We start from the raw sequence: 24861 nt of genomic DNA on the forward strand, positions 1-24861 counted from the left end.
TATAAAATTAAACGTTTTTTTGACAAAAAAGCAGAGATATCAGTAGGGTCTTACGCAAAGGGCCAGGTTAACATGCAGAAATTATTGCGGAAAAGGCTGGATTTGGCGCGATGCGGTTAAAGTCCTGTATGTGACAACATGTGATTTTCCCTGACACAAGACAGGCAAATTCGTGATTGAATCGCCTAACCGCGCATCCATCACACCCAGCCGCCCTTGGCCCCCAGCCCGCCTACGCCAGGCTCGAGGCGGTTCCGGTCGTTGGGGCTGAGGCTCGGCCCGGTCCTCAATACCGCGACCGCCCCATCATCACTTTGACCGCTCCTGATCCCAGACGCTGCTGACAGCCTTTCGTCTCTGGGCATGCTGAGCCCTGCCAGCCGTGGGTTGAAACCGTCCAGGCAAACCTCGTGCCTTGCAGGATGACCACGCCAGAAAAAGCAAGACCGCCCATCCCGAAGGACAGGCGGCCTTTGCGCAGAGGGCGTGTGTTTGTTCTCCCTGGCGAATCAATATGTATTGCGGACACACCAGATGTAGTATCGATTTGTTATATGATGCAGACGGGTTAAGCTTCCTGCCAGCATGTTCATGGCCCAACGAATGTTTTCCCCATAACCTGTGTAATGAGTGCTAGTCCAATAATAATCACCTTGGATTCCTTCAAAGGGATGCTCACCGCGAGTTGCCCCGTAAATTTCTGGGAACTCATGTATTAAGGGCAGTCTCCACCCGGTAATGCTATCCACGGCAAGCGAAACACATCGAGAAGTGGCGGAATCCCAATCCATACTGCCAAACATGTTGGCATTTTTGGTCCACATCAATCCCGTCTGCATATCCGTCACCGTACCGTTCCCATTGTCCGTTAACCTCTGGGCCTGGGCTTCGCCTTAATGACCAGTCTGATCAGGCAGAGCATTGCCGCAACGACCACCATTCTGACCCATTTTCCAAAAGTGCGTTTTATGATGTTTTCCTTGTCTCGACGAAAGTACAGATTGTCATGCGTTTTGTGTTGACGATTATTGCCACCCCAGCGGGTCCTTACACGTAGGATTGTTGCAGAGCAGATCGCAAAAGCCAGAGTGATGGTCCATGCTGACATAATAAGGGATCTGCATTGGTCCGTTATTCTCCTCGCATACCCCTACCATACATGTATAGGATTTAAACTGGCAACCGACGAGATGCCCCCTCACAACGTTTCCATTCACCACTTTAGTGACGGCATATGGGTGGAGCGTACACCGTTTCGAAAAATAGTCTGGGTCATTCTTGCAGATCATGGTTCTGGCGAATAGGTTGCCAGAAGTGAGCAGCGTTGCCATGAACAACAGGGCCAGAGCCAGGGTCGCGGTCAGAATGATTTTTCGCATTTTCAAAATCCTCTTGTGGGTTGAAGGTTAAATTCCGATGATGTTTCCTTATAAGCACGATCCAAGCCATATAATAAATTGTATAATTTCTGCATGTTAAAAATATACAAGCCAGCCAAGCCTCTGTTGTTTGCGCCAATTCCGTTGGCGCTGCCAACACTTCAGGCAAACATTAAGCTGCCCCCATGCCATTTGCTGGCCGCGCTGGGATGGTGTGATTTCTGGGATGGATGTGAATATCAGGGTGCAGTTGGTGGGCCAATGAGGGGGGCTCGGTGAGGCTGGCTTGTTCCCGCAGCCGCTTCCGGCTATCGGTCGGACCAGGGAGTTCCACATGGCATATCATCCAGTCGCATACCGACCAGCCCAGCCAGGATAAACTGCTGACGTGGAAGATATGACAGCGGCATAAACGAAACCAGGTCCCCACCTTAAGAAACCCGCCAAGCTATCCAAAGGACCGGCCCCGCTTCAGCCTGAGAAAGATCGCTTGCCCGCCACTTGGCTACATGTTCGCGCCAGAAATGTATCTTCTCGGGATTTAATGCTCTTCGTTTCTTGGTTGCCATTTTGAATCCTCCTCAAAGGTTGGTGAGAAGAATTCTATGGCATAGCTGGAAATCATGCGGAAGGAGTAGCTCTTTTGACGCTTACAAAAAGAAAGCCCTTGAGATTGTTCCCAAGGGCTTTCTTCGTTTATTGGCCTTTTTTTGAGGCGTGTATTTGCCTTCTACGGCATTTGTTTTTGGCTTAGCAAGGGCAGCAGCAGCCTTAAGTAGTACTCTCAGTTTTTGCGGCCTTCTTCTCGGCAATTGTCTTCTGGCTCTCCTTATTGAAGTTTTGAATATCTAGATATTACCGCAAAGACCTTGCAATTTCTTCACGCGCAGTCATCTTTAACTCTTCATCGGTATTATCGTCAAATGAAAAGCTGTAGATTATCCAATTATCAGCTGGACGATAAAACATGAATTCTAATCGGATTGGTTGTCTCTCGTAGAGCATCAAATATGTAACCATCAGGAGGCGTTCGCCATAGCTATGCACACCGATACGCTCTTTGCCAACATATGTCCCAACCATTTGTGACATGGAAGAAAACTGGCCCTTTAGGTTCATAACGGCATCTGAAGAGGAGTCAATCCACCTGTTTGTTGAGTAAACGCTATCAATCGATTTGCTTATCTCTCCTTTTTCGTAAAGAGAGAAGAATTTTTCGATCTCTTTATTGTACTCATCGCTTGCAAATGCTGAAACGTTCAAGAATAGGACACAAATGATCATTATGTACTTCATAAAAAACTCCTTTTTTTGAGTTAATCGACAATTAAATATGTTCAAGGGAATTGCAAGTCTAAATAAACAGGTACATATTCTTCTTACATGCAAGACATGTTTAATCTATACCTATTATTCAGTAATCCTAATAGGGGATGGTTGTCAAGAATTCTGCTAGCCTTATAAACCTTTTTCTGGTTAAAAATCTTGGACAATTATGGTACCTGCGTGAAAGACCTTCAACCAAGCAACCAAATCTGCTTCTTCCGGCCTATCGGTTTCAGGTTCTACCAACAAACGTGTTTTTTGGGTAAAATGAGATAACCAAGCAGTTGACGCGCATCACTGGCAACGGTTAACAGGAATAACGCAAGCGTTCAGGCCTTGGCTTGGAGCCTTTGGCCTTGAAAGTCCCTCGGATTACCATGATGACGAACGTCGAGGGGCTTTTTTCCCATTGACCATAAGCAGTGGGGCGAAGCGACATCCTGCCCTTATCGTTGCCACTACTCCCTTGCCACTACGGGAATGTCTGTGAATGAGGGAAAATGGTCATTTTGATGTAGTGTTAGAACAAGTGAAGATGATGATATCAATGCTTTACGCAAGGTCCTCATAAATGGGGTTCAGGGGGGCGGAGGTTCAAATCCTCTCATCCCGACCAGAATTTCAAAGGGGCTGAATGATCACATCATTCAGCCCCTTTTTTGTTTTCTGCTTTCCCGCCTTTTTGGCGGTTATTTTGCGCTTCGCTTACTGCGTCCTGGGCTGGTGTTCCTCTTTGAACAGCCGACGGGACAGAGGCAGAATGTCCGTGGGAGGGACGCAGAAGATGTCTTCGCGTACGCCCATGGTCAGGGCGTGACAGAGGACGTCGTCCATGTGTTCCACGGTGATGATTTCCAAATCCTTGAGGATGTTCGCCGGGACTTCCTTGAGATCCTTGGCATTGTCCGCCGGGATGATCACCTTGGCGATCAGTCCGCGGTGCGCGGCCAAGAGTTTTTCCCGGACCCCGCCGACGGGCAGGACGCGGCCGCGCAAGGTGATTTCCCCGGTCATGGCCAGGTCGTTGCGCACCGGCAGATTGAGTAACGCCGAGGTCACGCTGGTGGCCAGGGTGATCCCGGCGGAGGGGCCGTCCTTGGGCGTGGCGCCTTCCGGAACGTGGATGTGGATGTCGATTTCCTTGTAAAAGTCCGGGCGCAGTCCGAACAGGTCCGAGCGAGACCGGACGTAGCTCCAGGCGGCCCGGGCCGATTCCTGCATCACTTCGCCCAGTTTGCCGGTGATCTCCACCTTGCCGGTGCCCGGCATCAGGGAAACCTCCACCAGAAGCAGTTCCCCGCCCATTTCCGTCCAGGCCAGTCCAGTGGCCACCCCGGGCTGGGACTGCTCCTCCCGCTCACCGTATCGGAATTTCGCAACGCCCAGGTACGTGGGAACCATGGTCTTGCTCACGGCCACGGGCTTGTCGGCCCGCCCTTCTTCCACCACCTTGCGGGCCACCTTGCGGCAAATGGAGGCCATTTCCCGTTCCAGGTTCCGTACCCCGGCCTCACGGGTATAGCGGCGGATGATCTCCAGCACCGCGCCATCGGAAAAGGACATGTCCGAAACGGTCAGCCCGTGTTTGGTCAGCAGGCGGGGCATCAGGAAGTCCTTGGCAATGCGCGCCTTTTCCACTTCCAGGTAGCCGGGCAGACGGATGATCTCCATGCGATCCTGCAACGGGCCGGGAATGGAGTGCAGGGTGTTGGCCGTGGTGATGAAGAATATCTTGGACAGATCGTAGTCCAGATCAAGGTAGTGATCGCTGAAGGCGTAGTTCTGCTCCGGGTCCAGCACTTCCAGGAGCGCCGCGGACGGGTCGCCCCGAAAATCCGTGCTCATCTTGTCCACCTCGTCCAGGCAGAATACCGGGTTGTTGAATTTCACCCGGCGCAGGGACTGGATGATCTTGCCCGGCAGGGCTCCGATGTAGGTCCTTCGGTGGCCTCGGATTTCGGCCTCGTCCCGCACTCCGCCCAGGGAGATACGCACGAACTCCCGTCCCATGGCCCGGGCCACGGACTTGGCCAAAGAGGTCTTGCCCACGCCGGGAGGGCCGACCAGGCAGAGGATCGGACCCTTGATCTTTTCCACCAAGGTCTGCACGGCGAGGTATTCCAGAATCCGTTCCTTGGGTTTGTCCAGAGCGAAATGGTCTTCGTCCAGAATGGTCTGGGCGGCTTTGAGATCCAGGGAGGTGGGCTGAATGGCGTTCCAGGGCAGGCTCAGGATCCAGTCCACGTAGTTGCGGATCACGGTGAACTCGGCTGACTGCGACGGCATCTGTCGCAGCTTCTTGATCTCCTTGGCGCACTTTTCCCGGGCCTCGTCCGGCAGATCCAGGGCTTCGAGCTGCTTGGCGAGTTCGTCGAGTTCTTGGCCGGCCTCCTCCTCACCTCGGCCCATTTCTTTTTGAATGGCTTTGATTTGCTCGTTGAGATAGAAATCCCGGTGGTTGCGCTCCATCTGCTGCTTGACCCGACTTTTGACCTTTTTTTCCAGGGACGTCAGCTCGATGTCCTTGAGCAGCAACTCGTAGGCCATTTCCAGGCGAAGCTGGGGATTGGGCTGTTCCAGGGCCGCCTGTTTGTCCGCGAAGGGCGTCTTCAGGTGCGGCATCAGACTGTCCGCCAGTCGGCCCGGGGTATTCAAGGAATTGATGGCGGCCATGGTTTCCGGAGCCAGCCGTTTGTTGATCTTGGCATACTCCTGTAGGGACTCTTGCACCGCCCGGATCAGAGCAAGAGCTTCCGGGGTGGCCGTGTCCTTGCTGGTTACGCCGTGGGCCTGGACCATGGGATATCCCGGCTCGACCTCCTGAATGCCGAACTCCTTCGACCATGTGGCCCGGTAGAGCCCCTCGAACAGCACCTTGGTGGTTCCGTCCGGAAGACGCAGCAGCTGCAGAATTCGACTGACCGTCCCCAGGTCGTACAGGTCGTCAGGGGTGGGTTCCTCGGATTCGGGATGCTTTTGAGTGACCAGGTAGATGAGTTTGTCGAACTTGTTCAGGGAGCGTTCGATGGCCCGGATGGACGTCTCGCGCCCGACAAACAACGGCATGATGGACCGTGGGAAAATGACAACTTCCCGCAGGGTCATCAGGGGCAGACGGATTTCCGGCGCGACGACGATCTGTTCCTTTTTCTTTTCCGGCATGAGGCGATCCTTTGCAGAAGCACGCGGCCTTGCGATCTCAGGCGGTCTTGACTTCCTGTTCGTAAATCAACAGCGGTTCGGATTCGTTATCCACCACGGACTGGTTGACCACGCACTCCCTGACCCCGGTCATGGACGGCAGTCGGTAGGAAATGTCCAGCATGATGTTTTCCAGCACGTTGCGCAGCCCCCGGGCCCCGGTCTTGCGCTCGATGGCTTGGCGGGCGATGGCCCGCAAAGAGTCCTGGGTGAAACGCAGCCGGACGTTCTCCATTTCGAACATCTTCTGATACTGCTTGACCAGAGCGTTCTTGGGCTCGGTCAGAATCCGAACCAGATCGTCCTCCTTGAGATCCTTGAGCGAGGCCAGAATGGGCAGCCGCCCCACCAGTTCGGGGATGAAGCCGAACTTGATCAGGTCCATGGGTTGGACCTGATCAAGATAGGAGCAGGCGTCTTCGTTTTTGGGCGAGGTCAAGGCGGCTCCGAAGCCCATGCATTTGGATTGGGTGCGTTGCTGGATGATCCGCTCCAGGCCGATGAACGCCCCGCCCACGATGAACAGGATGTTGGAGGTGTTCATCCGGATGTATTCCTGCTGAGGATGCTTGCGCCCGCCTTTGGGGGGAATGTTGGCCTCCGTGCCCTCGATGATCTTCAGCAAGGCCTGCTGGACGCCTTCGCCGGAGACGTCCCGGGTGATGGAGGGACTGTCGGAACGGCGGGAGACCTTGTCGATCTCGTCAATGTAGATGATCCCCTTGGAGGCCGTTTCGATGTCGAAGTCCGCGTTCTGGAGCAGCTGCACCAGAATGTTTTCCACGTCCTCGCCCACGTACCCGGCTTCGGTCAGGGTGGTGGCGTCGGCGATGGCGAAAGGTACTTTAAGAATCCGGGCCAGGGTTTTGGCCAGCAAGGTTTTGCCCGACCCGGTGGGGCCCATCAGCAGGATGTTACTCTTGTCCAGCTCCACGCCGTCGGCCATCTGCGGGGCGTAGAAGACCCGCTTGTAATGGTTGTGCACGGCCACGGAGAGAATTTTCTTGGACTGCTCCTGTCCGATCACGAATTCGTCCAGCTTCTTGTGCAGCTCCTCCGGCGTCAGCAGCCGACCGTCCTGGACTTCCGTTTCCATGTCGTCCTGGTTGATGATCTCATCGCACAGGATGACGCATTCGTCGCATATGTACACGTCCGGCCCGGCGATCAGCCGGCGGACCTGGTCCTGACTCTTGCCGCAAAAGGAGCATCCCAGGCGCGGCTGATTGGTTTTTTTCTTGGCCATGTAAAACCTCTAAGATGAAGACTTCAATTGCGACCTGGAGGAGAGAATCTTGTCGATCAGCCCGTACTCCACCGCTTCCTGCGCGCTCATGAAATAGTCCCGCTCCGTGTCGTGACGAACCTTTTCCAAATCCGCGCCGGTGTGGGAAGCCAGTATCTCGCTGAGCCTTTCCTTCAAGCGGATGATCTCCCGGGCCTGGATATCGATGTCCGTGGCCTGCCCCTGAAAACCGCCCATGGGTTGGTGGATCAGGAGCCGGCTGTTGGGCAGGGCGTAACGCATTCCCTTGGCTCCGGCGGTGAGCAACAACGCGCCCATGCTGGCTGCCTGTCCGAGGCAAAGCGTGGCCACGGGGGCGGATATGTACTGCATGGTATCGTAGATGGCCAAACCGGCGGTGACGGAACCACCGGGGGAATTGATGTACATGTTGATTTCTTTTTCCGGATTCTCGGACTCCAGAAAAAGAAGCTGGGAGCAGACCAGATTGGCGACGTAATCGTCAATGGCCGTTCCCAGGATCAATATTCTGTCTTTGAGCAGACGCGAATACAGGTCGTAGGCCCGTTCCGTCCGCCCCGTGGTTTCGATGACGATGGGCACGCCCATAGGCATGATGTTTCCTCCTGGAGTTGAGTGGCCGCCAGCGAAGCCCGCGGCAAGCGAGAGGTCGCGGACCCGTGGAGAGGTGGGACGCGGTCGTTGTTAGGTGCTTCGAGTAGGTAGTAATCAAAACGACAAAGGCAAGTCCGCCGCCCAGGAAAGATTCCGGGGCGGCGGACTTGCCGACGTTCTTCACGACGTGGCGCGATGGGTCACGATGTTGCTTCGGTTTGGGATTTAGCGTTTTCAGAGTCGGATTCCTCGGACCGCTGAGGTTCGACTTCCGTGATCCGGGCTCTGGAGTAGATCAGTTCAATGGCCTTGTCCGCCAGGATGCGGTCGCTGATGGCCAGCATTAGGTTGTTCTGCTCGTGAAAATGCTTCAATCCCTGGGCGTCCTGGCCGGTCTGCTGGGCCATGTCCCGGAAGAAGGCATCGACTTCCATGGGGGAAACGCGCAGGTTCTCCTTGGTGGCCACGGCCAAGAGGAACAACTGGGATTTGACGAGGTCTTCCGCCTTGGACCGAAACTGTTCCCGGATTTCCTCCATGGGCTTGCCCAGGGCCTCGATGCGCTTGCCCATCCGTTCCAAACGATGCTGCATTTCTCCGACCATCCGGTCGATATGCTCAGTGACCATGGACTCGGGCAAGGCGAAATCCACCTGCGAGGTCAGGTTGTCCAGGAGCTTCTTTTGCGCGGCGGCTTTGTTCACGCGTTTTCGAGATTCGACGTACGACTTTTCGATGGCTTCGTGCAGCTGCTCCACGGAATCGAAATTGCCGGCTTTCTTCGCCAGTTCCGCGTCCACATCCGGGAGCTTCTTCTGTTTGATTTCCTGGAGTTTCACGTTCATGGTCACGGTCTTTCCGGCCAGCGCGTCGTTGAGGAAGTCCTCCGGAAAGGAGATATCCGATTCCGTGCCTTGGCCGGGACGGATGCCCTGGATCAGGGCCTCGAACTCCGGCAAGGCCTGTTCCTGACCCAACTCCAATTGAAAATTCTCGGCCTTGAAGTCGTCGAGGATTCTGCCGTCCAGGGAGGCGTAAAAATCCACGACCACCACGTCCCCGTCCTGGGCCGGACGATCCTCTTCCACGGGGACGATTTCCGCCATGTTCCGCCGAATCCGGTCCACGACCAACTGCGTGTCGCGCTCATTGGCCTGGGCTTTTTCCTCTTCCACGGCGACGTCTTCGTAGGGCGGCAATTCAAATTCGGGGGCCACTTCAAAGCTGATGGTGTATTCAAAGGGCTGATCCCTGACCAACTCCCCGGCATCCACGTCGATTCTCGAGAGCGGCTTGACCTGCATCTCGTTGATCACCTCGTTGATGTGACAGTTGATCAGGTCGTTGGCGGCCTCTTCGTAGATCTTCTTTTTGAACATGCCCTCGATGACGGACGAGGGCACCTTGCCCTTGCGGAAGCCCTTGATCACGGCGTCCTTGCGACACAGGGCTATGGCCACGGCCAAGGCCGAATTGACCTCTTCCGGGGGGGCGACGATTTTCACGGTACGTTTGACCGGTGTCGGCTCGAGCACTTCATGCTGCATATGAACGATTCCTCCTTGGAGTTGTTGACGAAAAAAGGCGACGCCGCTCGACCTGGCCGAAGCGGCGCAATCTCGTGAGCGACCCGCTCGTGGCGGAAAGGCCGCCGCATGGGGTTCGCTCAAGGTAAAAAGTGGGAAAGTATATCGCTTTTTTTAAAAAACCGCAATAAATGAGAAGGCCACCGGGCGGGGGGCGCATTGCGCGGTGCGACATGACCGAGTGAAGTGGTGCGAGAGGGGGGACTCGAACCCCCACGGACAAGCCGCCAGATCCTAAGTCTGGTGCGTCTACCAGTTCCGCCACCCTCGCGTATCATAAAGTACACAGATAAGATCTGTTTCCGAGCGGAAAGTAGTCAGGAGGAGGACGACGTGTCAACAGCGCGTGGTGCGGCGTCTCACGCGCACCCCAAGGTGTGTTTCTGACAGTGGACGACCTCGCCCAGGTATTCCAGCGCGCGCGCGCCTTCGTCGCCCATGTCCCGGCTGTACTGATTGACATACGTTCGGATATGTATCCGGAGCACTTCGTCGTCCAGTTCCTGAGCCAGGGCACGGACCAGGGGCCAGATGGAGTCCGGGGCGCGGGAGGCGTGATTCAGGCTGGCCTGAATTTGGGCCGTGATCCGGTCCAACGTCTCCGGCCTCAAGGTCCGCCGTCCGAGAATGCATCCCAGCGGCAGAGGCAGGCCGTCCGTTCGTTCGCCCCACCAACGACCGAGGTCCAGGATGCAGGACAAACCATACCGGTCCAACAGCAGGGCGCTTTCATGAATCAAAAGCCCGGCGTCCACCTCGCCGCGCAGCACCATGTCCACGATTTGGTCATAGCGCACCGGAATCAGATCCGCCGGTTCGCTCCAGGCTTGGCGCAACAGAGCCGCGGCGGTGGTCCCCAGGCCCGGGACGGCGATGGATCGCGGAGCGCCTGAAGGTGATGAAGAGAAGGCGGAGGTCACCAGCTTTGGCCCATGCACTTTGCTGAAAGCTCCTCCCGCCGGAAGCAGGACGTAATCGTCCAGCAGTTCCAAGGCCTGGGCCGCGGAAACCTTGATCACGTCGTATTCTTTTCGAACAGCGGCCTCATTGAGCACCTGCACATCCTCCCAGATGAACGACGTGGTCCGGTCCGGCAAAGGGGCGCACTGGCCGAGCACCCAAGCGCCGAAGATGAACGTGTCGTTGGGACACGGTGAAACGGCCACGGTCAGGGGCAAGGGCGGCGTGATCATTTCGGACATGGAGTTTCCTTGATATCGCCGAGCAGCGCGGATGCAACCAGGGCCAAGCGTTGCTTGGCCCTGTTCAGGTCCCAGTGTGCGGCATCCCTGGAACCCACCAGGTTGGAGATGGTTCGCGCCTGCACGAAGGGCATGCGAGCCAGAGAACAGGCCCAAGCCAGGGCGAATCCTTCCATGGTCTCGATGTCGCAGGCGTATCGGGTCCGCAGGGCCTCGGCCCGCTCCGACGTGCCGGACACTCCGGCCACCGTCAGGCCGACCGCCTTGGTCAAGCCGGAAATATCCAGTCCCATTTGCCGGGCACAACTTTCCGGCGTGAGCCGTAGGCGATCCCAGATCGGCTCGCCGTCCGCCTTGCCCTGGGCCAGCCCAATTCCTTTGGGGTCAACCCCGGAAGCGGTCAACAGGCCGTACTCCGGCCAGATTTCCTTTGTCACCACCACTGACGCTCCCAAAGGCAGCCGCTCCAGGGAAAAGGCCCCGGCCACGCCCAGATTCAGCACGCCGACAGGCTCAGACACGTCTTCCGGTGAAGCGGCCGACAATCGCCCCAGCAGACGCCCTAAGGCGATCCCGGCGTTCACCGGCCCTACTCCGGCAACCAGCAACACCAGTTCTTCCCAGGGTCGTCCCTGAAGTCCTCCTTGGGGCATGTTCAGTCGGCTCCAGGCATGCTCCACCGGTACGTATCGGGACAGACCCGGAAATGCGGCCCGCATCTCCATGACCGTGGCTGTGGCCACGATCAGAGTGCGTTTGGGGGCGAATGACGTGGATTGCATACAGGGCGACCAGTCGATGTCACGTTGCGTGGAATGGAGGGATCATGCCGTTCTGGACAAAGCCACAGAAGAAGCGATATCAACCGCGGATGACGTTTGACATGCAGCTGTTGTTGGCGGCCCTCGGCCTAGCCTTGATCATGGAAGGCATCCCCTATTTTCTCTGGTCCGAAAAAATGCCCGAGTATCTGCGATTTCTCTCCGAACGTCCGCCGTCCACACTGCGCAAAATGGGCTTGGCGGCGATCATTGCCGGTCTGGTCTTTTTGACCCTGGCCCGGAAAATTTTCTAGCCCTCATGCCCTGTCCCGGTTTTTTCGGCGATATGCAACTGTACGATCCCGAAAGTCATGGGCATGGAGTAGGCCCGGGCAAACCCAGCCTGAAGCAGTTCCTCGCACAATGTTCCGGCGTCTGGAAACTCTTGGATCGATTCGGCAAGGTAGCGGTAGGCCTGGGGGTCACCGGAGAATATCCGCCCGACCAGGGGCAGGACGCGGTGCAGGTAGAGGTTGTAGAATCCGCGCAGGATTTTTTGGCGGCCCGCCCCGAACTCCAGAATGCAGAACCGTCCTCCCGGCGTGAGCACCCGGAGCACTTCCCGATACGCCGCCTCCCTGGGGCGAATGTTGCGAATCCCGAAGGCAATGGTCACGCAGTCCACGCATTCGTCCCGGGCGGGCAGAGCCCGCCCATCCGCCACCACCGGTTGGATACGTGGACGTGAAGGGATGCCTCTTTCTTCTCCCTTACCGCGAATCTTGCGCTGTCCGCGGCGCAGCATCGGCTCGGAGAAATCCATGGCTACGACGTCCACGTCCGGCATATGGCGGATGATTTCCCGGGACACGTCCAGGGTGCCGGCGGCCAAATCCAAGACCCTGTTGGTCCGGTGAACGCGGACACAGCGTCTCAGACGCTTGCGCCAGACGACGTCGCACCCCAGGCTCAGGAAGTGATTTAGGAAGTCGTACCAGGGGGCGATGCGACCGAACAGGCCGATGACGCGGCGTCCATGATCCTTGTGGTCGTCCTTGTGGTCCGGGTTCATGCCGTTGCCGCCATGGACGTCACTTTGCCGCCTCCGGGTCGTTTTCGCCTTCCGGCGTCCCGTTCCCGTCCTCGTCGCGGATAGTGCCGAGAACGGAGCGGTAAATGTCTCCGAACAACTCCGGAAAAGTGTTCGGAGAAATCCGGTTCGTTTCGATGAACTTGACCACGATTTCCTTGGTCACCTGCAGGGCCTGCTTTTGCGTCTGATCCATTCTCGCGACCTCCAAGGCAAAGAAAAAACCCGCCCTGGGGAAATGGTCTTGACCACCATGATCAATGACCGGGCGGGAAAAAAACGGAAAAACCGGGCGGCCCTCCCGTTTTTTAACTATTGTTCAGCCTCTTACTCTTCTTGGCTCATGGCCTGGATTTCCTCGCGGATGATCCGCGCGGCGGCCAGGGACACTGCCTTGTCCATTTCGTCCGTCAGTTCTCTTCGCAGTTCTTCTCGCAGTGCTTCCAGACGCTCGTCCAGCAGCGCGGCCAGTTCATCCCGCCATCCATCCGAGAACGCGGCGATGCCCGCTTCTTGCCCGTCGGTTGGGGTTGCTTCCCGGTCCTGACGCAGAACTTGCCATTCCCCCTGTAACGCCTTGAACTTGTCTTGGAGCTTGGTCCAGTAGTTCAAAGAGTTTTCCAGATCCTTGGCCAGGGTGTTCTTCTGTCCGTCCCAGTCCTCGCGCATGCTCCCCATTTCTTGACGGACCGTGTCCAAAAGGCGCGCTTCGAGATGTTCTTCCCGCTCCTGAAGCATGGGAGTGAGTGATTCGTCCAGATTGCCCTCCGTAGCGGAGTCGGCAACCCGGTTCTGGGCTATTTCCTCAATCCGCTCCCTGAGCGTGTCCAGTCCCGCGGCCAGTTCGGCGATTCGCGGGTCTTCGGGTTGCTCACCGTCGTCTTGTTTCAATTCATCAAAAGAGAATGCAACCTGCTGTTCGATGTCTTCCCGAATGGACGCTTTGAGTTCTTCCAGTCGTCCTTGCAGGCTTACTCCAATACGCTCTTCAAGGCGCTCTTCAAGGCGATCTCTCAAGCGCTGTTCCACGTCAGCGGACATGGACTCGGATAGCTTGGCCAGTTCAGCGTCGACAATCTTGGCGGCGGCGGTCTCCACCTGTTCGGTCACGCCGTCCAGCGCCTGCTGCACGGTGTCCACCCGTGACCCGACACGTTCGTCTATTCGCTGGTCCACCAGGGTCAGCAGGTCATCAATGTCGGGCTGGGGCGGCTCCTGTTGCTCGATGGCGGAAAGGCGGGATTTCATGGCTTGTAACGCTTCAGCCTGGGACTCGCTGACCCGCGCCAGGGCCGGAGAGGCCGCGATCCGTTCATCCACCTGGGTCAGCAGGCCATCAAGATCAGGCTCAGGCACGACAACCTGGGGAGGCTCCTGGTTTTCCAAAGCGGCCAAACGATCTTCCAGTTCTTGGATGCGTTGCAAGAAAGACTCCGGCAGGGCGGCCTGGGCTGGAACCTCCCCGACCTCTTGTCCGGGGAAGGCATCCACATCCGTCGCCTGCTGGACAGGAGCGGGATCATCTTGCGCAGAGAAGGTTAAATCAGGCACGGTTTCTTCAGGCACGCTGGAAATGACGTCCGGTGTTTCCTCGGTCTCGCCCCGGGCCGCTTCCTGAACGGTATCCTGAGCAGGTTCCGGTTCCAACTTGGATTCCAGCACGTTTTCAAGATCCGCTACAAGATCCATTTCTGGAGCAACGTTCATGTCAGCGGAGATATCCGCCAAAAGATCCGAAGGAGCGTCCGTCGCGACATCATTCGTTTCGGGTTTGGGCTCGTCCAGACCGAGACCGTCCAGTTCCGCCAACCAGTCCGGTTCATCCGCCGATTGCGGCGTGACCTCGGTGGTCGCATCCGGTCCGGGCTCGATATCCTGATTCGACGGGGCCTCCTCACCGAATAATTTGTCGAAATCCTCCGCGAAATCCAGGGCCGAGTCATCACCGGCACCCGTACCTTCCACAAGATCTGAAGCCTCCGGGGCTTTGTCGCCCTGATCCTCGAACAGGCCGTCCAGGTTCAGCATATCCGAGTCCGCCTCCCCCTCCTTGCCTGACGCGTTCCCTTGTCCATCACGCTCGGGTGGACCGAGGTCCGCGAAAATCTGGTCGATTTCCTTTTCCAGGTCCAGGTCATCCAGCGTTTCGTCCGTCGGGGCGGAAGACTTCGCGGTCTTGAGGTTCGGCGTTTCGGGGTGACCCTCTTCAACGATGTCGGTCAGGTCGATAATATCATCTTTGGCGGCACTGGGCATGGTCCCTTCCTTGGCATAAGTGACGGTCGTTTCGTCTCGGACAGCGTCTGCATAAACCATGAGCACCCCAAAAAACAAGAGGGACCGCGGCTGACCGCGGCCCCTCTTGAATTGCGGAAGCCGTCAGGGAAAGCGATTAGTCCCTGGGGTGACAACCGGTGCAGGCCACTGGACCGGTCGGCAGTTCCTGCTGACGCAGGTCGCGGTGACAAGTGATGCACTGATCGTGATAGGCCTTTTCGAAGTAGCGAATGTCTCTGCGCTCTTCGGGCGTCTCCGGATTGATCAGGTCGTGGCAACCGGCGTCCATACAGCCTTCACTGACGTCCCCGGTGTGGTGACAGTGGTAGCAATCAATGTCCCCGTGCACGGAGTGAGCGAAGGGAATGGACTGTTGCTTCGGCTCATAGTCCCCGCCGGGCTTGGGGATCATGTAGTCGTCGCCAGGTGCGTCGGCGGCGTTCAGGTTCGGCAGAACAAATGCGAAGACCAAAGCAACCGCGGTCAAAATCGAAATGATAGACTTTTTCATCGTGATTCACCTCCTTTTTCATGGGATTGTGTAAAAAAGAACTTGCCTGGAAGCATTATGGCAGGACTCCGGATGAAGTCAAGGTGGAAACCCGGCGACGCGTGATCTTTCCTTGCCACGTCGCTTGAAGCGACTTTCGTCACACGGTCGGGCCCGTCAAAACATCCCACTGCTTCGATCACAGAACGCTGGTAGTGCGCATCCCCTGGAGCAGGTTGCGCCCAGTTTGCGAGGCGGCCGCCTCGTTCAGGGCCGTCTCCCCGCCCAAGATCACCACCCGGCCTTGCTCACTGAAGGCGTCCAGGACGTCGGCCACGGCCCGGAAATCCGCGGCGGAGCAATCCAGAATCTCTTCGCGAACCCGTTGGCGGAATGCGTCGTCCTGGTTGGTCAGGAAGCGGCGCAGGGAGACGTGGCCCTTGGCGTCCGGCAACAGGTGAGCGTCCAGGTCGCCGATGGCCCCGACCACGGCCTTGTTCAACTCGTCTTCGCCGATGGGGCTCGCGCGAAGATAGTCGGCCGTGGCGTCGAAGGCCCCCAAGGTTTTAACGATATGCGGGTCCCGATAGGAAACCATGGTCAGCCCGCGGCTCAATGCGTCGAAAATGCAGAACGCGCCGTAAGCCCCGCCCTTGACCCGAATCTGGTCCCAGAGCCACGCGGTGCGCAGGTACCGGGTCACGACCATCAGTGCGCCCAAGGAACAAGGCAGATTCTTCGGGGCCTTCGCTCCCTTTCCCACGTAGTTCACCGGCGCGGGGATGGTCAGGGCCTCGCCCTCACCAAGGGGCGGCAGTTCCCAGGTCGAAGCGTGGGAGGAAGCGGAGGAAGTAACGGGCAGCCCGGCCAGGAAGTGTTTGAGCTTCGGTTCCATGGCGGTGAAAAGCTCCTGCTCCGTAGTCACGTTGACCACCATCGAGGCCCTGTCCAACAGACGGACCAAAACGGATCGCATCTGGTCTTGGACCCGTTCCCAGTTGTTTTCGACTTCCTGGATCAACTCCCGGAGAAAGAACAGATAGGAAATGCCGTTCATCCGTTCCCCGGCCAGGTCCGCGAGGGAAAAGCCGGCGCGCAGTCGGGTGTTGACCAGGGTATGGCCGCGAGGGATGAGCATCCGTTCAAACCCGGCCTTCTCTTCCAGGAGGAGCTGGGTGAAGCGGCGACGGTCATCCAGGGCCGGCGCGAGCAGCAGGTCGGTGAAAATGGCCAGCAGTTCATCCACCCCGTGATCCATGGCCTTGCCTCGCAGAAAAAGCCAAGCCGCTGGATCATCGTCGTCCGCGTCGCGTATCGACGACGTGAACAACTCCGGCCATATCCCTCCGGTTTTGCGACTGATCCGTGTGGCCAGGGCGGCGTAATCTTCCTTTTCCGTGCCGATCTCCACCAGAACCTTGCCCAGCAGGGCGGCGTAGGGCAGATCTTCCAGCGGCAGGCGGCGCAGGTCCAGTCCCAGTTCCATATGGACGATGCGCGTGGTGAACTGGTCGTGAAACAGGACGCGGCAGCCGTCCCCGTCCAGGACCGTTCTGGGAATATGTTTGCCGGACCGGTCCAGGTCGGCCCGGGTCAGCCCCGGGATGGTCGCCAAGTTTTCCGGCGAATCCGGGGTTTCCTGCCAAGCCTTGAGTTTCTCCGTCCGCCGCCGAACAGCCTCCAAACCCTCCCCGTCCAGGTCAGTCCGGGCCTCGGCCAGCCGGGCTTCCTCGTCTCGTCGCATCTTTTCGCCCAGTTCGGGGTCCGGAGCCAGGAGCACGATACCGTGGTGCGGGTTGTCCAGCAACCGGGCCTGGATCATGGTCTCGAAGACGCGCTTTCCGGACAGGAGATCCTTCTTCAGCCGCTTCAGATCTTCCTCAAAAGCCAGCCCTTCCAGGGGGTCGGCGTCGTGCAGCCAGAGTATCAAGGCCTGAAGCATGACCGCCAGGCCGCGGGGAAAGCGTCCGCTGTTGCGCTCGCGCAACCGAAACTCCACGCTGTTCAGGGCCGCCTCGATCAGGTCCGTGGGGACGCCGTCGCGAACCAGCCTTTCCAGTGTCTCCCGGATCAAGCTCTCCACCCGGTCGGCGGCTTCCACCCGCATCCCCCGCAGCCCCGTGGAAAAATAGAGCTGGCGAAGCTCCGCCTCCAGGCCGACCCCGGCTAGATCGTCGCCCAGGCTGGAGTCGATCAGCGCCTTGCGCAAGGGCGAGGAGGGCATCTCCACCAGCAGGTATTCCAGGATCTGCCAGGCCAAAGCGTCACGGACGTCCAGGGCGTCTCCCACCACCCAATTCAGGGTAAGCATGGCCTGACCGGCGTTCTTTTCACCGGCGCTGACCGGATATCCCCGTGTTTGGCGGGTCGGCGAGGCAAAAGGGGCTTGACTCTGAACGTGGGAATCCACCTCCAAACGGTCGAATTCGCGCAAGGCTTCGCTGACCAGGGCCAGCCGCTGCTCTGGATCATCATCGCCGGAAAAATAAATGAACGCGTTAGAAGGGTGGTAGTAGCGCTCATGGAAGTCGAGAAACTGGTCGAAGGTTAGCTTTGGAATGCGCTCCGGATTTCCGCCGGAATCCAGTCCGTAGGTGGTGTCCGGAAAAAGCGACTGCTGGGAGTATTCGGACAGCAGGCCGTCGGGGGAGGCGTAGGCACCCTTCATTTCGTTGTAGACCACTCCCTGGATGGACAAAGTCCCGTTCGCGTCCATCTCGTAATGCCAGCCTTCCTGGCCGAAGACCTCCGGGGTCAGACGGGGATGAAAGACGGCGTCCAGATACACGTCGATCAGATTGTAAAAATCCTTGATGTTTTGGCTGGCCACGGGATAACAGGTTTTGTCCGGATAGGTGAAGGCGTTCAAGAATGTTTGCAGCGAGCCCTTGAGCAGCTCGACGAACGGTTCCTTCACGGGGTATTTACGCGACCCGCACAACACGGAATGCTCCAGGATATGCGCCACCCCGGTGGAGTCGGCCGGCGGCGTCCGAAAACTGATCCCGAAAACCTTGTTCTCGTCATCGTTGACCAGGGAGAGCAGCCTCGCCCCTGTTCGGTCGTGGCGATACAGAAAGGCCCGGGCCTGAAGTTCGGTGATGAAGGTTTCCTTGAGCAACGTGAAATCGTGGGACATGATCCTTGTTCTCCCTGGCGTGCTATGGATTGACGACGGACAAAAAGACTGTCCGAAAGTAAGGATTCGAAATCATGAAAGAGAAAATATCAATCAACGAAGTGAGTTCGGCGACCCGGTTTATTGACATTGACAGCCAACGGAGGTCAAGGTATCGCCTTGTAACTTTTATCACAAGGAGGATTGTGGCGTGAATATTTTGATGTTTGGTCCCAACGGCAGTGGAAAGGGTACCCAGGGGTCCCTGATCAAATCGAAGTACAATCTGGCTCACATCGAATCCGGCGGCATTTTCCGGGAGCACATCGGAAAGGGCACGGACCTGGGCAAGAAGGCTAAGGAGTACATCGACCGCGGCGACCTGGTCCCGGACGACGTGACCATCCCCATGGTCCTGGAGACCCTGAAGACCCAGGGTAAGGACGGCTGGCTGCTGGACGGCTTTCCCCGGAACATGGTTCAGGCTCAGAAACTCTGGGAAGCCCTGCAACAGGCCGGTATGAAGCTGGAGTACGTCGTGGAGATTCTGCTCCCACGTGAAACGGCCAAGAACCGGATCATGGGCCGCCGCCTCTGTGTCAACGATCCCAATCACCCCAACAACATCTTCATCGACGCCATCAAGCCCAACGGCGACAAGTGTCGCGTCTGCGGCGGCGACCTGAAAACCCGGGCCGACGACCAGGACGAAGCCGCCATCAGCAAACGGCACGACATCTACTACGACACCACCACCGGCACCCTGGCCGCGTCTTATTTTTATAAGGACTTGGCCGCCAAGGGGCAGACCAACTACATTGAACTCAATGGCGAAGGCAGCATTGATTCCATCAAGGAAACGCTGCTGTCCAAGCTGCCTTAGCCCGATCTCGCCGTCGGCCTTCGTCCGTTGCGGAGCGGGGCCGACGGCGAGAAGAAGAAGGCCATGCTCCGCATCGGACGGATCGACTACCTGAACGTTTGGCCCCTGTTTCAGGGGCTTCAGCAGCGCCTGGATGCAGAAACGCAGGCCCTGACCCGGATCGTGGCCGGACATCCCGCGGACCTGAACAAGGCTCTGGCGGAAGCAGAGCTGGACGTCGCCCCCTCTTCCTCTTTCGAATACTTGTCCCGGGCGGACAGATACACGTTGTTGCCCGACCTGAGCATCAGTTCCGACGGACCGGTCCGTAGCGTCCTGCTGGCCTGCCCGTTCCCGGTTTCGGAAATGCCGAGGCGTTTGGCTTCCGGGCTTCGGGTGGGGCTCTCCTCCGCGTCGGCCAGTTCCACGGCGTTGCTGCGGGTTTTATGGCGGTTTCACTGGAAATGGCCGGAGCCGGAATGGGTCGAACGGCGGCCCGGCCAAGAACTGGACAAGGGCATGCCGTTTCTGGAAATAGGCGACTTCGCCTTGCGGCTGCATTGCGATCCGCCGCGAGGATGGCATTTGGTCGACCTTGGGCAGGCGTGGCGAGAGTTCACGAACCTACCGTTTGTTTTCGGAGTCTGGATGGTTCGACGTAATCTGCCCCCCCGTGTTGGTCATCTTTTGACGTGTGCCGCCGAGGCACTCTACACGGCGTCGCGAGAATTTCGGGATGATCCCTTTCCGCTGGCCGCCCGTCTGGAACGGCCGGACTGGCTGACCATGAAAAGCTTGCAGGATTATTGGCAGTGCATCCGCTATGCGTTCGGCCCCAGAGAGCAGGCCGGTCTGGTGTTGTTCGGCGATTTCGCCCGCCGCATGGGCATGATTCCCGCGGTCCCCGGATTGACCTGGAGCCGCCCGAGCAAAAGAGATTTCGCCCTGGCTGCTTGATAAACGACCAATTTTTGAGTACTGAGCGCAAAACGGTTGCGGACCCCGTCTCATCAACAATGGAATAAGGAGGATTCTCAATGAGTGCCGCGGAACATCAAGCCGCTTCTACAGCCGAAGCCCCCAAGGCCGGTTACAAACCTATCGACGAAGAAGCTTTCGAAATGAAGACCGGTAGCGATTTGGGCAAGGCCGCCCTGTTCGTCGCCCTTTTGGCCGTCGTCCTGATGGTCATCCTCTATTTCTCCCAGCAACAGAACATCACCGGCGTGGCCAACAAGCTGGATGAAGTTCAAGGCGTGAAGCAGGAATTGGTCGCTGTTCAGGGCCAGATGGCCGACCTGGAAGGCGAAATGGAAGCCCTGGTTGAAAGTCTGAAGGACCTGCCCAAGGAAGCCAAGCGCGTGGTCCTCTCCAGCATGCTCACCGAGTCCGCGAACAAGATCAACTACCTGAGCACCCAGGTGGAAACGCAGGCTCAACAGTCCAAGCTGCAAGAGATTCAGAAAATGCTTGAGGAAGTCCAAGCCGAACTGTAATCCACCGCTTCGGTGCGGTCATCCCGATGAGCGTCGGCTCGCTTCCGGGAATAGACGAAAGAAAACCGGCGAGTCGCAATCTCACCGATTGTGACTCGTCGGCTTTTTGAATACTACAACACCACCAACAACGCCGACGTAGCTCAGTTGGTAGAGCAGCTGATTCGTAATCAGCAGGCCAGGAGTTCAAATCTCCTCGTCGGCTCCAGAGAAAATTAAGGGTTTACGGTGAAAATCGTAAGCCCTTTTCTATTTCCACCTCGCCCCTTCCCATATCTTGCTCTTGCAGTAGGGACCAGTCCGGCCCTGTGTCCCGATCCGCGACATCTTTGTCAGTCTTCACAATGCCCCCCACGTATCGCGGGTGGAACGACCCTCTGTCGTCCTCCTCAGCGCTCTTGCGAAGCGGAATTGTTGATCAGGCGCGAGGGTAAATTGACACTCCTTGTTTCTATTGGATATGTATCCACTATGATATCCGCCCGACAGACGAGTTGTTGAGTGCGGAGTAAACTTTAAACGGAGGTGTTTGAGCATGAAAAGATTGTTTGGATGCGTCGTGGTTGCGCTGTTTCTGACTTGCGGTCTTCTTTCAGGCCCGGCGGCGGCTAAAAAGCTTGTTGTTGCCGTGGATACGGCCTTTGTTCCCTTCGAATTTCGTGATCCGAAAACAGGTGAGTACACCGGGTTCGACATTGACCTTTGGGCCGCCATCGCCGAGGTGCTCGGTGTGGAATATGAACTGCAGCCAATGGATTTCTCGGGGATCGTTCCGGCCCTGCAAACCGGGAGCATTGACGCGGCCTTGGCTGGAATCACCATCACCTCCGCGCGTGAAAAGGTCGTGGATTTTTCACATCCCTACTACGATAGCGGATTGACTCTGATGGTGCTTGCCGACAATGAGGAAATCAAGGGGCCGGAGGACGTGGCCGGGAAGCGCATCGCGGTGCGCACCGGAACCACCAGCGACAATCACGCCCCGTCCCTGAACCCGTCGGAGATCATCAAGTTTCCCAACATCGAGCAGGCCTACATGGAGCTGCGGGCTGGTCGCGTGGACGTGGCCATGCACGACACACCCAACGTATTGTACTACATCCAAACCGCGGGAGAGGGCGCGGTCAAGGCCGTGGGGCCCAGGATGCAGGCTCAATCCTACGGAATAGGCTTCCCTTTGGGCAGCAAGCTGCGCAACGACGTCAACGTGGCATTTCTGGAACTGGTGGAAAGCGGACGTTATGCGGAAATCTATCGGAAATGGTTCGGCCAGGATCCCAGCCCTCGGTAATCGATTGGCACGCTGATAAGGGGCGCGATTCCATTCCGGAACCGCCCCCTTTTGCGCGGACCTCGCCATCACTTTGATCCTCCCTGATGGGCTCTACAGCGCCTGCCGAAATCTTTAACCAGCGGGAAGCATTCAATGGAATTTCAATACGACGTGGTCCTCAACTCCATGCCTCAGTTGATGAAGGGCGTGAAGCTGACAATCGAGATCACATTTTATGGCTTGATCGGGGGGACCCTGCTCGGGGTGCTCATCGGCCTGTTGCAGGCTTACAAGGTTCCGGTGTTGAACTGGATCGCCTTCACCTACGTGGCATTTATCCGCGGAACGCCCATCGTGGTTCAGGCCATGTTCGTCTATTTCGCCCTGCCTCTGGCCCTGGGAATCCGCATGAACGCCTTGAACGCGGCGATCATGGTGCTTTCCGTCAACGCCGGAGCCTATATTGCGGAGATCGTTCGCGGGGCCGTGCTCTCCATCAACAAGGGCTTGGTGGACGCCGGCCTTGCACTGGGGCTGTCCAGGCTGCAAGTCATCACGTCCGTGGTCGGTCCTTTAGCCTTCCGACGAATGATTCCTCCGTTGGGCAACCAGTTCATCATCAGTCTCAAGGACACCTCTTTATTCATCGTCATCGGCGTGGGCGAACTGACCCGGCAGGGGCAGGAGATCATGGCCTCCACCTTTCGGGCCTTGGAAGTATGGACCGCGGTGGCCATCCTGTACATGGTGATGACGACAATCTTGGCGCTGTCCCTACGCCTGCTGGAACGAAGGATGAAAATCCTATGAGCATGGTCGAATGCAGGAAGGTCTGCAAAAGTTTCGGCAAGGTGACGGTATTGCGGGACATCGACCTGACCATCGATCAAGGTGAAGTGGTGGTGGTCATCGGTCCTTCGGGCTCGGGCAAATCCACCTTGCTGCGCTGCATCAACGTGTTGGAAAAGATCACCTCCGGAGAACTGCTGGTGGACGGCAAAAGCGTCGCGGATTCCAGGACCGACGTTCGGTTGATCCGGCTGGAGGCGGGCATGGTCTTTCAGCAGTTCAATCTTTTTCCTCAGATGACGGCCATGGAAAACGTGGCTTTCGGACCGCGCAAGGTGCGCGGCTTGTCTCGAGCCGAAGCTCGGGAACTAGCCGCCGAATTGTTGCGCAAAGTGGGCCTGGAGGAACGTGGCAACCACTATCCGTCGCAGCTTTCGGGCGGACAGCAGCAACGCGTGGCCATTGCCCGCGCATTGGCGGTGAAGCCCAAGCTGATGCTTTTTGACGAACCCACCTCGGCTCTGGATCCGGAATTAAAAGGAGAGGTGCTCGCCGTGATGCGCTCTCTGGCCGAGGAGGGCATGACCATGGTCATCGTTTCCCACGAAATGAATTTCGCCGTCAACGTAGGCACCCGACTCATCTTTATGGACGAAGGCCGGATCATCCACGACGGGCCGCCCAAGGTTCTGTACGAGGCCCCTCCCTCGGAACGATTACGGGACTTTTTGCGACATATTCAGTAAGTTGCCAAGTCTCCAAATGGTCAAAAACCACGGATTCAGCTGGTTTGTCGAAACTTTCCGCGGTGCGTCAACCCGTGCCTGGCAGCAAGTTCGCCAAAGGATAGGTTTGGGAATAGAGGATGTCGCCGATCCGACTGACGATTTCTATGCGCATGGCGGACATCTCGCCGATGGAATAACCCGCCGGCAGGAGCAGTGGTGAGTGGACTTCACGGAAAAATTGAATCCTGAACCGCAAGGCGCGCTGACCTCCTTCAGCCTGGACGACTTGGTCATTCCTGGCAATAAAAGAGACCACGATCCGGCCGGCAATGGTCGTGCCGGAACGGTTGTGCAGATCGAAGCGGAGTTCCATGTTGTCGTCACCCAGGGATAACTGGACATTGTCCGCTTCGGCCAGATGGGTGGCAGGCCCGTCGGGCATCTTTGGCTCAGGAGAGGAAGCCTCGACCGTCCCGTCCGGCTCATGGCCCTCGGCCAGTTCGTGATCCGGAGAGCTGATATCACCTGCGGCAATGGGCTTCGCCACCGAGTGCGCCGGGTTTTGATTGAGGAAAGAATCGGCAACCGTATCCCGGAGTTCTCGGCTTTCCGCCGATTCTATATCCGAGGCGACGTATTTCAACTCGGAGGTCGGAATGGAGGACGAGAATCCGTCGCTTACGGGGGGGAGTAGGGCAGACAGCAAGCCGATGTCCATTCCCACGTCGTTGATTCTGGCGGGTGTAGGCAGGCGCAAGGTATCCCTGGCTTGGTGCTGATCGTAATCGAGGAAAATCTGTTCGAACATCAAGAGACGGTCCAGTCTGGGCTGCATGTCCGAGATTTTGGATTGCATAACGTGATTCTCGGAGGAAATCCGGGTAAGCTTGTTCCAGAAGAAGAAACTCCCGAAAAGTCCTGTTCCGGATGTCAGAAACAACGCCAGGATGGCGTACAGACCGATTCTGAGCCAGGCCGTCCGGACGCGGCATCGCCATGTCCACCCATCGTCGTGCATCAGGATTACATTCAAGCCTTTACTCATACCAGCCTCCACAAGGATCTCGAAAATCGTTACTTTGGAGCGTAGGTTTGGGGCAATGGGCATCCCTCTGTGTTATTGAGGGGGAGCGCGCGCGTGCATTTGAACTTATGGCCCGGATCGCCAGAAGGACGGGAAGGTTCATGATCTGGCGATCCGGGCTCCTTGCGTGCAATAACCGGGGCTGGCGGGCTTAGAAGGAATGAGGGCATGGGCAGTGCCCGGCGCGGGTGGACGGAGAGAGCAGGGAGGAGAAGATGCGCATTCGTTCTTAAGCGCCCGAGTTTCCCGGCTATGCTTACCTTACACATAACCATTATATCGCGGCGTTGTCTGTCAGCCTTGAGGTTGATTTTTTCTGTAAGCCAGGCCTACAAAAG

General features: G+C 57.5%; 22 protein-coding genes and 2 tRNA genes. 8 read left to right on the plus strand and 16 right to left on the minus strand.

Going from position 1 to position 24861, the window contains the following annotated elements; all coding sequences use genetic code 11:
* Window positions 1–509: 509 nt before the first annotated feature.
* The 10 genes from C6366_RS20700 to mqnB form a co-directional block, all read right to left on the minus strand.
* Window positions 510–848, minus strand: a complete 339-nt coding sequence (locus C6366_RS20700; RefSeq protein WP_368731486.1) for a DUF1566 domain-containing protein — start codon at window positions 846–848, stop codon at window positions 510–512.
* A 424-nt stretch (window positions 849–1272) separates the two neighbouring features.
* Window positions 1273–1548 (minus strand): hypothetical protein, encoded by a 276-nt coding sequence (locus C6366_RS19305; RefSeq protein ID WP_146164824.1) that lies wholly within the window; start codon window positions 1546–1548, stop codon window positions 1273–1275.
* A gap of 686 nt (window positions 1549–2234) precedes the next feature.
* Window positions 2235–2675, minus strand: coding sequence for a hypothetical protein (locus C6366_RS10400; protein WP_107737709.1), 441 nt, complete (start codon window positions 2673–2675; stop codon window positions 2235–2237).
* Window positions 2676–3410: 735 nt separating this feature from the next.
* The gene (lon, locus tag C6366_RS10405) at window positions 3411–5867 is read right to left on the minus strand and encodes an endopeptidase La (protein ID WP_107737711.1); all 2457 of its coding nucleotides are present in this window, start codon (window positions 5865–5867) and stop codon (window positions 3411–3413) included.
* 37 nt (window positions 5868–5904) lie between these two features.
* Window positions 5905–7152: an ATP-dependent Clp protease ATP-binding subunit ClpX gene (gene clpX, locus C6366_RS10410; RefSeq protein WP_107737713.1), complete on the minus strand. Its 1248-nt coding sequence runs from the start codon at window positions 7150–7152 to the stop codon at window positions 5905–5907.
* A 9-nt stretch (window positions 7153–7161) separates the two neighbouring features.
* Window positions 7162–7761 carry an ATP-dependent Clp endopeptidase proteolytic subunit ClpP gene (clpP, locus tag C6366_RS10415; RefSeq protein WP_199221486.1) on the minus strand — a complete coding sequence of 200 codons (600 nt, stop codon included), beginning with the start codon at window positions 7759–7761 and terminating at the stop codon, window positions 7162–7164.
* 206 nt (window positions 7762–7967) lie between these two features.
* Window positions 7968–9314: a trigger factor gene (tig, locus tag C6366_RS10420; RefSeq protein ID WP_107737717.1), complete on the minus strand. Its 1347-nt coding sequence runs from the start codon at window positions 9312–9314 to the stop codon at window positions 7968–7970.
* Between the two features lie 226 nt (window positions 9315–9540).
* A tRNA-Leu gene (locus tag C6366_RS10425) sits at window positions 9541–9624 on the minus strand.
* Window positions 9625–9712: 88 nt separating this feature from the next.
* Window positions 9713–10555, minus strand: coding sequence for a 1,4-dihydroxy-6-naphthoate synthase (locus tag C6366_RS10430; RefSeq protein ID WP_233248462.1), 843 nt, complete (start codon window positions 10553–10555; stop codon window positions 9713–9715).
* On the minus strand, window positions 10543–11337 hold the full coding sequence (gene mqnB / locus C6366_RS10435) for a futalosine hydrolase (protein ID WP_107737719.1): 795 nt from the start codon (window positions 11335–11337) through the stop codon (window positions 10543–10545). Before mqnB ends, C6366_RS10430 begins: the two co-directional genes overlap by 13 nt.
* 101 nt (window positions 11338–11438) lie before the next feature.
* Between mqnB and C6366_RS10440 the strand changes: the two genes are divergently transcribed.
* Window positions 11439–11630 carry a DUF2065 domain-containing protein gene (locus C6366_RS10440; protein ID WP_233248463.1) on the plus strand — a complete coding sequence of 64 codons (192 nt, stop codon included), beginning with the start codon at window positions 11439–11441 and terminating at the stop codon, window positions 11628–11630.
* On the opposite strand, the gene C6366_RS10445 is transcribed toward C6366_RS10440, so the two are convergent.
* The 5 genes from C6366_RS10445 to C6366_RS10465 form a co-directional block, all read right to left on the minus strand.
* Window positions 11627–12388, minus strand: coding sequence for a ubiquinone/menaquinone biosynthesis methyltransferase (locus C6366_RS10445; protein WP_107737721.1), 762 nt, complete (start codon window positions 12386–12388; stop codon window positions 11627–11629). The genes C6366_RS10440 and C6366_RS10445 overlap by 4 nt on opposite strands.
* Window positions 12389–12407: 19 nt before the next feature.
* Entirely contained in the window at window positions 12408–12602 is a 195-nt protein-coding gene (locus C6366_RS10450) for a hypothetical protein (protein WP_107737723.1), read from the minus strand.
* A gap of 131 nt (window positions 12603–12733) precedes the next feature.
* Window positions 12734–14662, minus strand: coding sequence for a hypothetical protein (locus tag C6366_RS10455; protein ID WP_107737725.1), 1929 nt, complete (start codon window positions 14660–14662; stop codon window positions 12734–12736).
* Window positions 14663–14798: 136 nt separating this feature from the next.
* Window positions 14799–15194, minus strand: coding sequence for a cytochrome c3 family protein (locus C6366_RS10460; protein ID WP_107737727.1), 396 nt, complete (start codon window positions 15192–15194; stop codon window positions 14799–14801).
* 178 nt (window positions 15195–15372) lie between these two features.
* Window positions 15373–18312, minus strand: coding sequence for an insulinase family protein (locus tag C6366_RS10465; protein ID WP_107737728.1), 2940 nt, complete (start codon window positions 18310–18312; stop codon window positions 15373–15375).
* 190 nt (window positions 18313–18502) lie between these two features.
* Here C6366_RS10465 and C6366_RS10470 point away from each other — a divergent pair, with 190 nt between their 5' ends.
* The 7 genes from C6366_RS10470 to glnQ all read left to right on the plus strand — a co-directional run bounded on the left by C6366_RS10470 (window position 18503) and on the right by glnQ (window position 23457).
* Window positions 18503–19174: an adenylate kinase gene (locus tag C6366_RS10470; RefSeq protein ID WP_107737730.1), complete on the plus strand. Its 672-nt coding sequence runs from the start codon at window positions 18503–18505 to the stop codon at window positions 19172–19174.
* A gap of 63 nt (window positions 19175–19237) precedes the next feature.
* Window positions 19238–20110, plus strand: coding sequence for a menaquinone biosynthesis protein (locus tag C6366_RS10475; RefSeq protein ID WP_146164825.1), 873 nt, complete (start codon window positions 19238–19240; stop codon window positions 20108–20110).
* Between the two features lie 80 nt (window positions 20111–20190).
* Window positions 20191–20649 carry a hypothetical protein gene (locus C6366_RS10480; protein ID WP_107737734.1) on the plus strand — a complete coding sequence of 153 codons (459 nt, stop codon included), beginning with the start codon at window positions 20191–20193 and terminating at the stop codon, window positions 20647–20649.
* Between the two features lie 132 nt (window positions 20650–20781).
* Window positions 20782–20857 (plus strand) — tRNA-Thr (locus C6366_RS10485).
* 327 nt (window positions 20858–21184) lie between these two features.
* Window positions 21185–21940, plus strand: a complete 756-nt coding sequence (gene glnH, locus C6366_RS10490; RefSeq protein WP_107737737.1) for a glutamine ABC transporter substrate-binding protein GlnH — start codon at window positions 21185–21187, stop codon at window positions 21938–21940.
* A 135-nt stretch (window positions 21941–22075) separates the two neighbouring features.
* A complete protein-coding gene (gene glnP / locus C6366_RS10495; RefSeq protein ID WP_107737738.1) occupies window positions 22076–22732 on the plus strand; it encodes a glutamine ABC transporter permease GlnP in 657 nt (218 codons plus the stop codon).
* A gap of 2 nt (window positions 22733–22734) precedes the next feature.
* Entirely contained in the window at window positions 22735–23457 is a 723-nt protein-coding gene (gene glnQ, locus C6366_RS10500; protein WP_146164828.1) for a glutamine ABC transporter ATP-binding protein GlnQ, read from the plus strand.
* Window positions 23458–23524: 67 nt separating this feature from the next.
* Here the strand turns inward: glnQ and C6366_RS10505 are convergent, their stop codons facing one another.
* On the minus strand, window positions 23525–24484 hold the full coding sequence (locus C6366_RS10505; protein ID WP_107737742.1) for a hypothetical protein: 960 nt from the start codon (window positions 24482–24484) through the stop codon (window positions 23525–23527).
* Between the last annotated feature and the right edge of the window lie 377 nt (window positions 24485–24861).

It is taken from the genome of Desulfonatronum sp. SC1, assembly GCF_003046795.1.
Lineage (GTDB): Bacteria > Desulfobacterota > Desulfovibrionia > Desulfovibrionales > Desulfonatronaceae > Desulfonatronum.

Coding starts and splice junctions, on each gene's coding strand:
- C6366_RS10400 (WP_107737709.1), bottom strand. CDS start 2,675: ATGAAGTACATAATGATCATTTGTGTCCTATTCTTGAACGTTTCAGCA.
- lon (WP_107737711.1), bottom strand. CDS start 5,867: ATGCCGGAAAAGAAAAAGGAACAGATCGTCGTCGCGCCGGAAATCCGT.
- clpX (WP_107737713.1), bottom strand. CDS start 7,152: ATGGCCAAGAAAAAAACCAATCAGCCGCGCCTGGGATGCTCCTTTTGC.
- clpP (WP_199221486.1), bottom strand. CDS start 7,761: ATGGGCGTGCCCATCGTCATCGAAACCACGGGGCGGACGGAACGGGCC.
- tig (WP_107737717.1), bottom strand. CDS start 9,314: ATGCAGCATGAAGTGCTCGAGCCGACACCGGTCAAACGTACCGTGAAA.
- C6366_RS10430 (WP_233248462.1), bottom strand. CDS start 10,555: ATGTCCGAAATGATCACGCCGCCCTTGCCCCTGACCGTGGCCGTTTCA.
- mqnB (WP_107737719.1), bottom strand. CDS start 11,337: ATGCAATCCACGTCATTCGCCCCCAAACGCACTCTGATCGTGGCCACA.
- C6366_RS10440 (WP_233248463.1), top strand. CDS start 11,439: ATGCAGCTGTTGTTGGCGGCCCTCGGCCTAGCCTTGATCATGGAAGGC.
- C6366_RS10445 (WP_107737721.1), bottom strand. CDS start 12,388: ATGAACCCGGACCACAAGGACGACCACAAGGATCATGGACGCCGCGTC.
- C6366_RS10450 (WP_107737723.1), bottom strand. CDS start 12,602: ATGGATCAGACGCAAAAGCAGGCCCTGCAGGTGACCAAGGAAATCGTG.
- C6366_RS10455 (WP_107737725.1), bottom strand. CDS start 14,662: ATGCCCAGTGCCGCCAAAGATGATATTATCGACCTGACCGACATCGTT.
- C6366_RS10460 (WP_107737727.1), bottom strand. CDS start 15,194: ATGAAAAAGTCTATCATTTCGATTTTGACCGCGGTTGCTTTGGTCTTC.
- C6366_RS10465 (WP_107737728.1), bottom strand. CDS start 18,312: ATGTCCCACGATTTCACGTTGCTCAAGGAAACCTTCATCACCGAACTT.
- C6366_RS10475 (WP_146164825.1), top strand. CDS start 19,238: ATGCTCCGCATCGGACGGATCGACTACCTGAACGTTTGGCCCCTGTTT.
- C6366_RS10480 (WP_107737734.1), top strand. CDS start 20,191: ATGAGTGCCGCGGAACATCAAGCCGCTTCTACAGCCGAAGCCCCCAAG.
- glnH (WP_107737737.1), top strand. CDS start 21,185: ATGAAAAGATTGTTTGGATGCGTCGTGGTTGCGCTGTTTCTGACTTGC.
- glnP (WP_107737738.1), top strand. CDS start 22,076: ATGGAATTTCAATACGACGTGGTCCTCAACTCCATGCCTCAGTTGATG.
- glnQ (WP_146164828.1), top strand. CDS start 22,735: ATGGTCGAATGCAGGAAGGTCTGCAAAAGTTTCGGCAAGGTGACGGTA.
- C6366_RS10505 (WP_107737742.1), bottom strand. CDS start 24,484: ATGAGTAAAGGCTTGAATGTAATCCTGATGCACGACGATGGGTGGACA.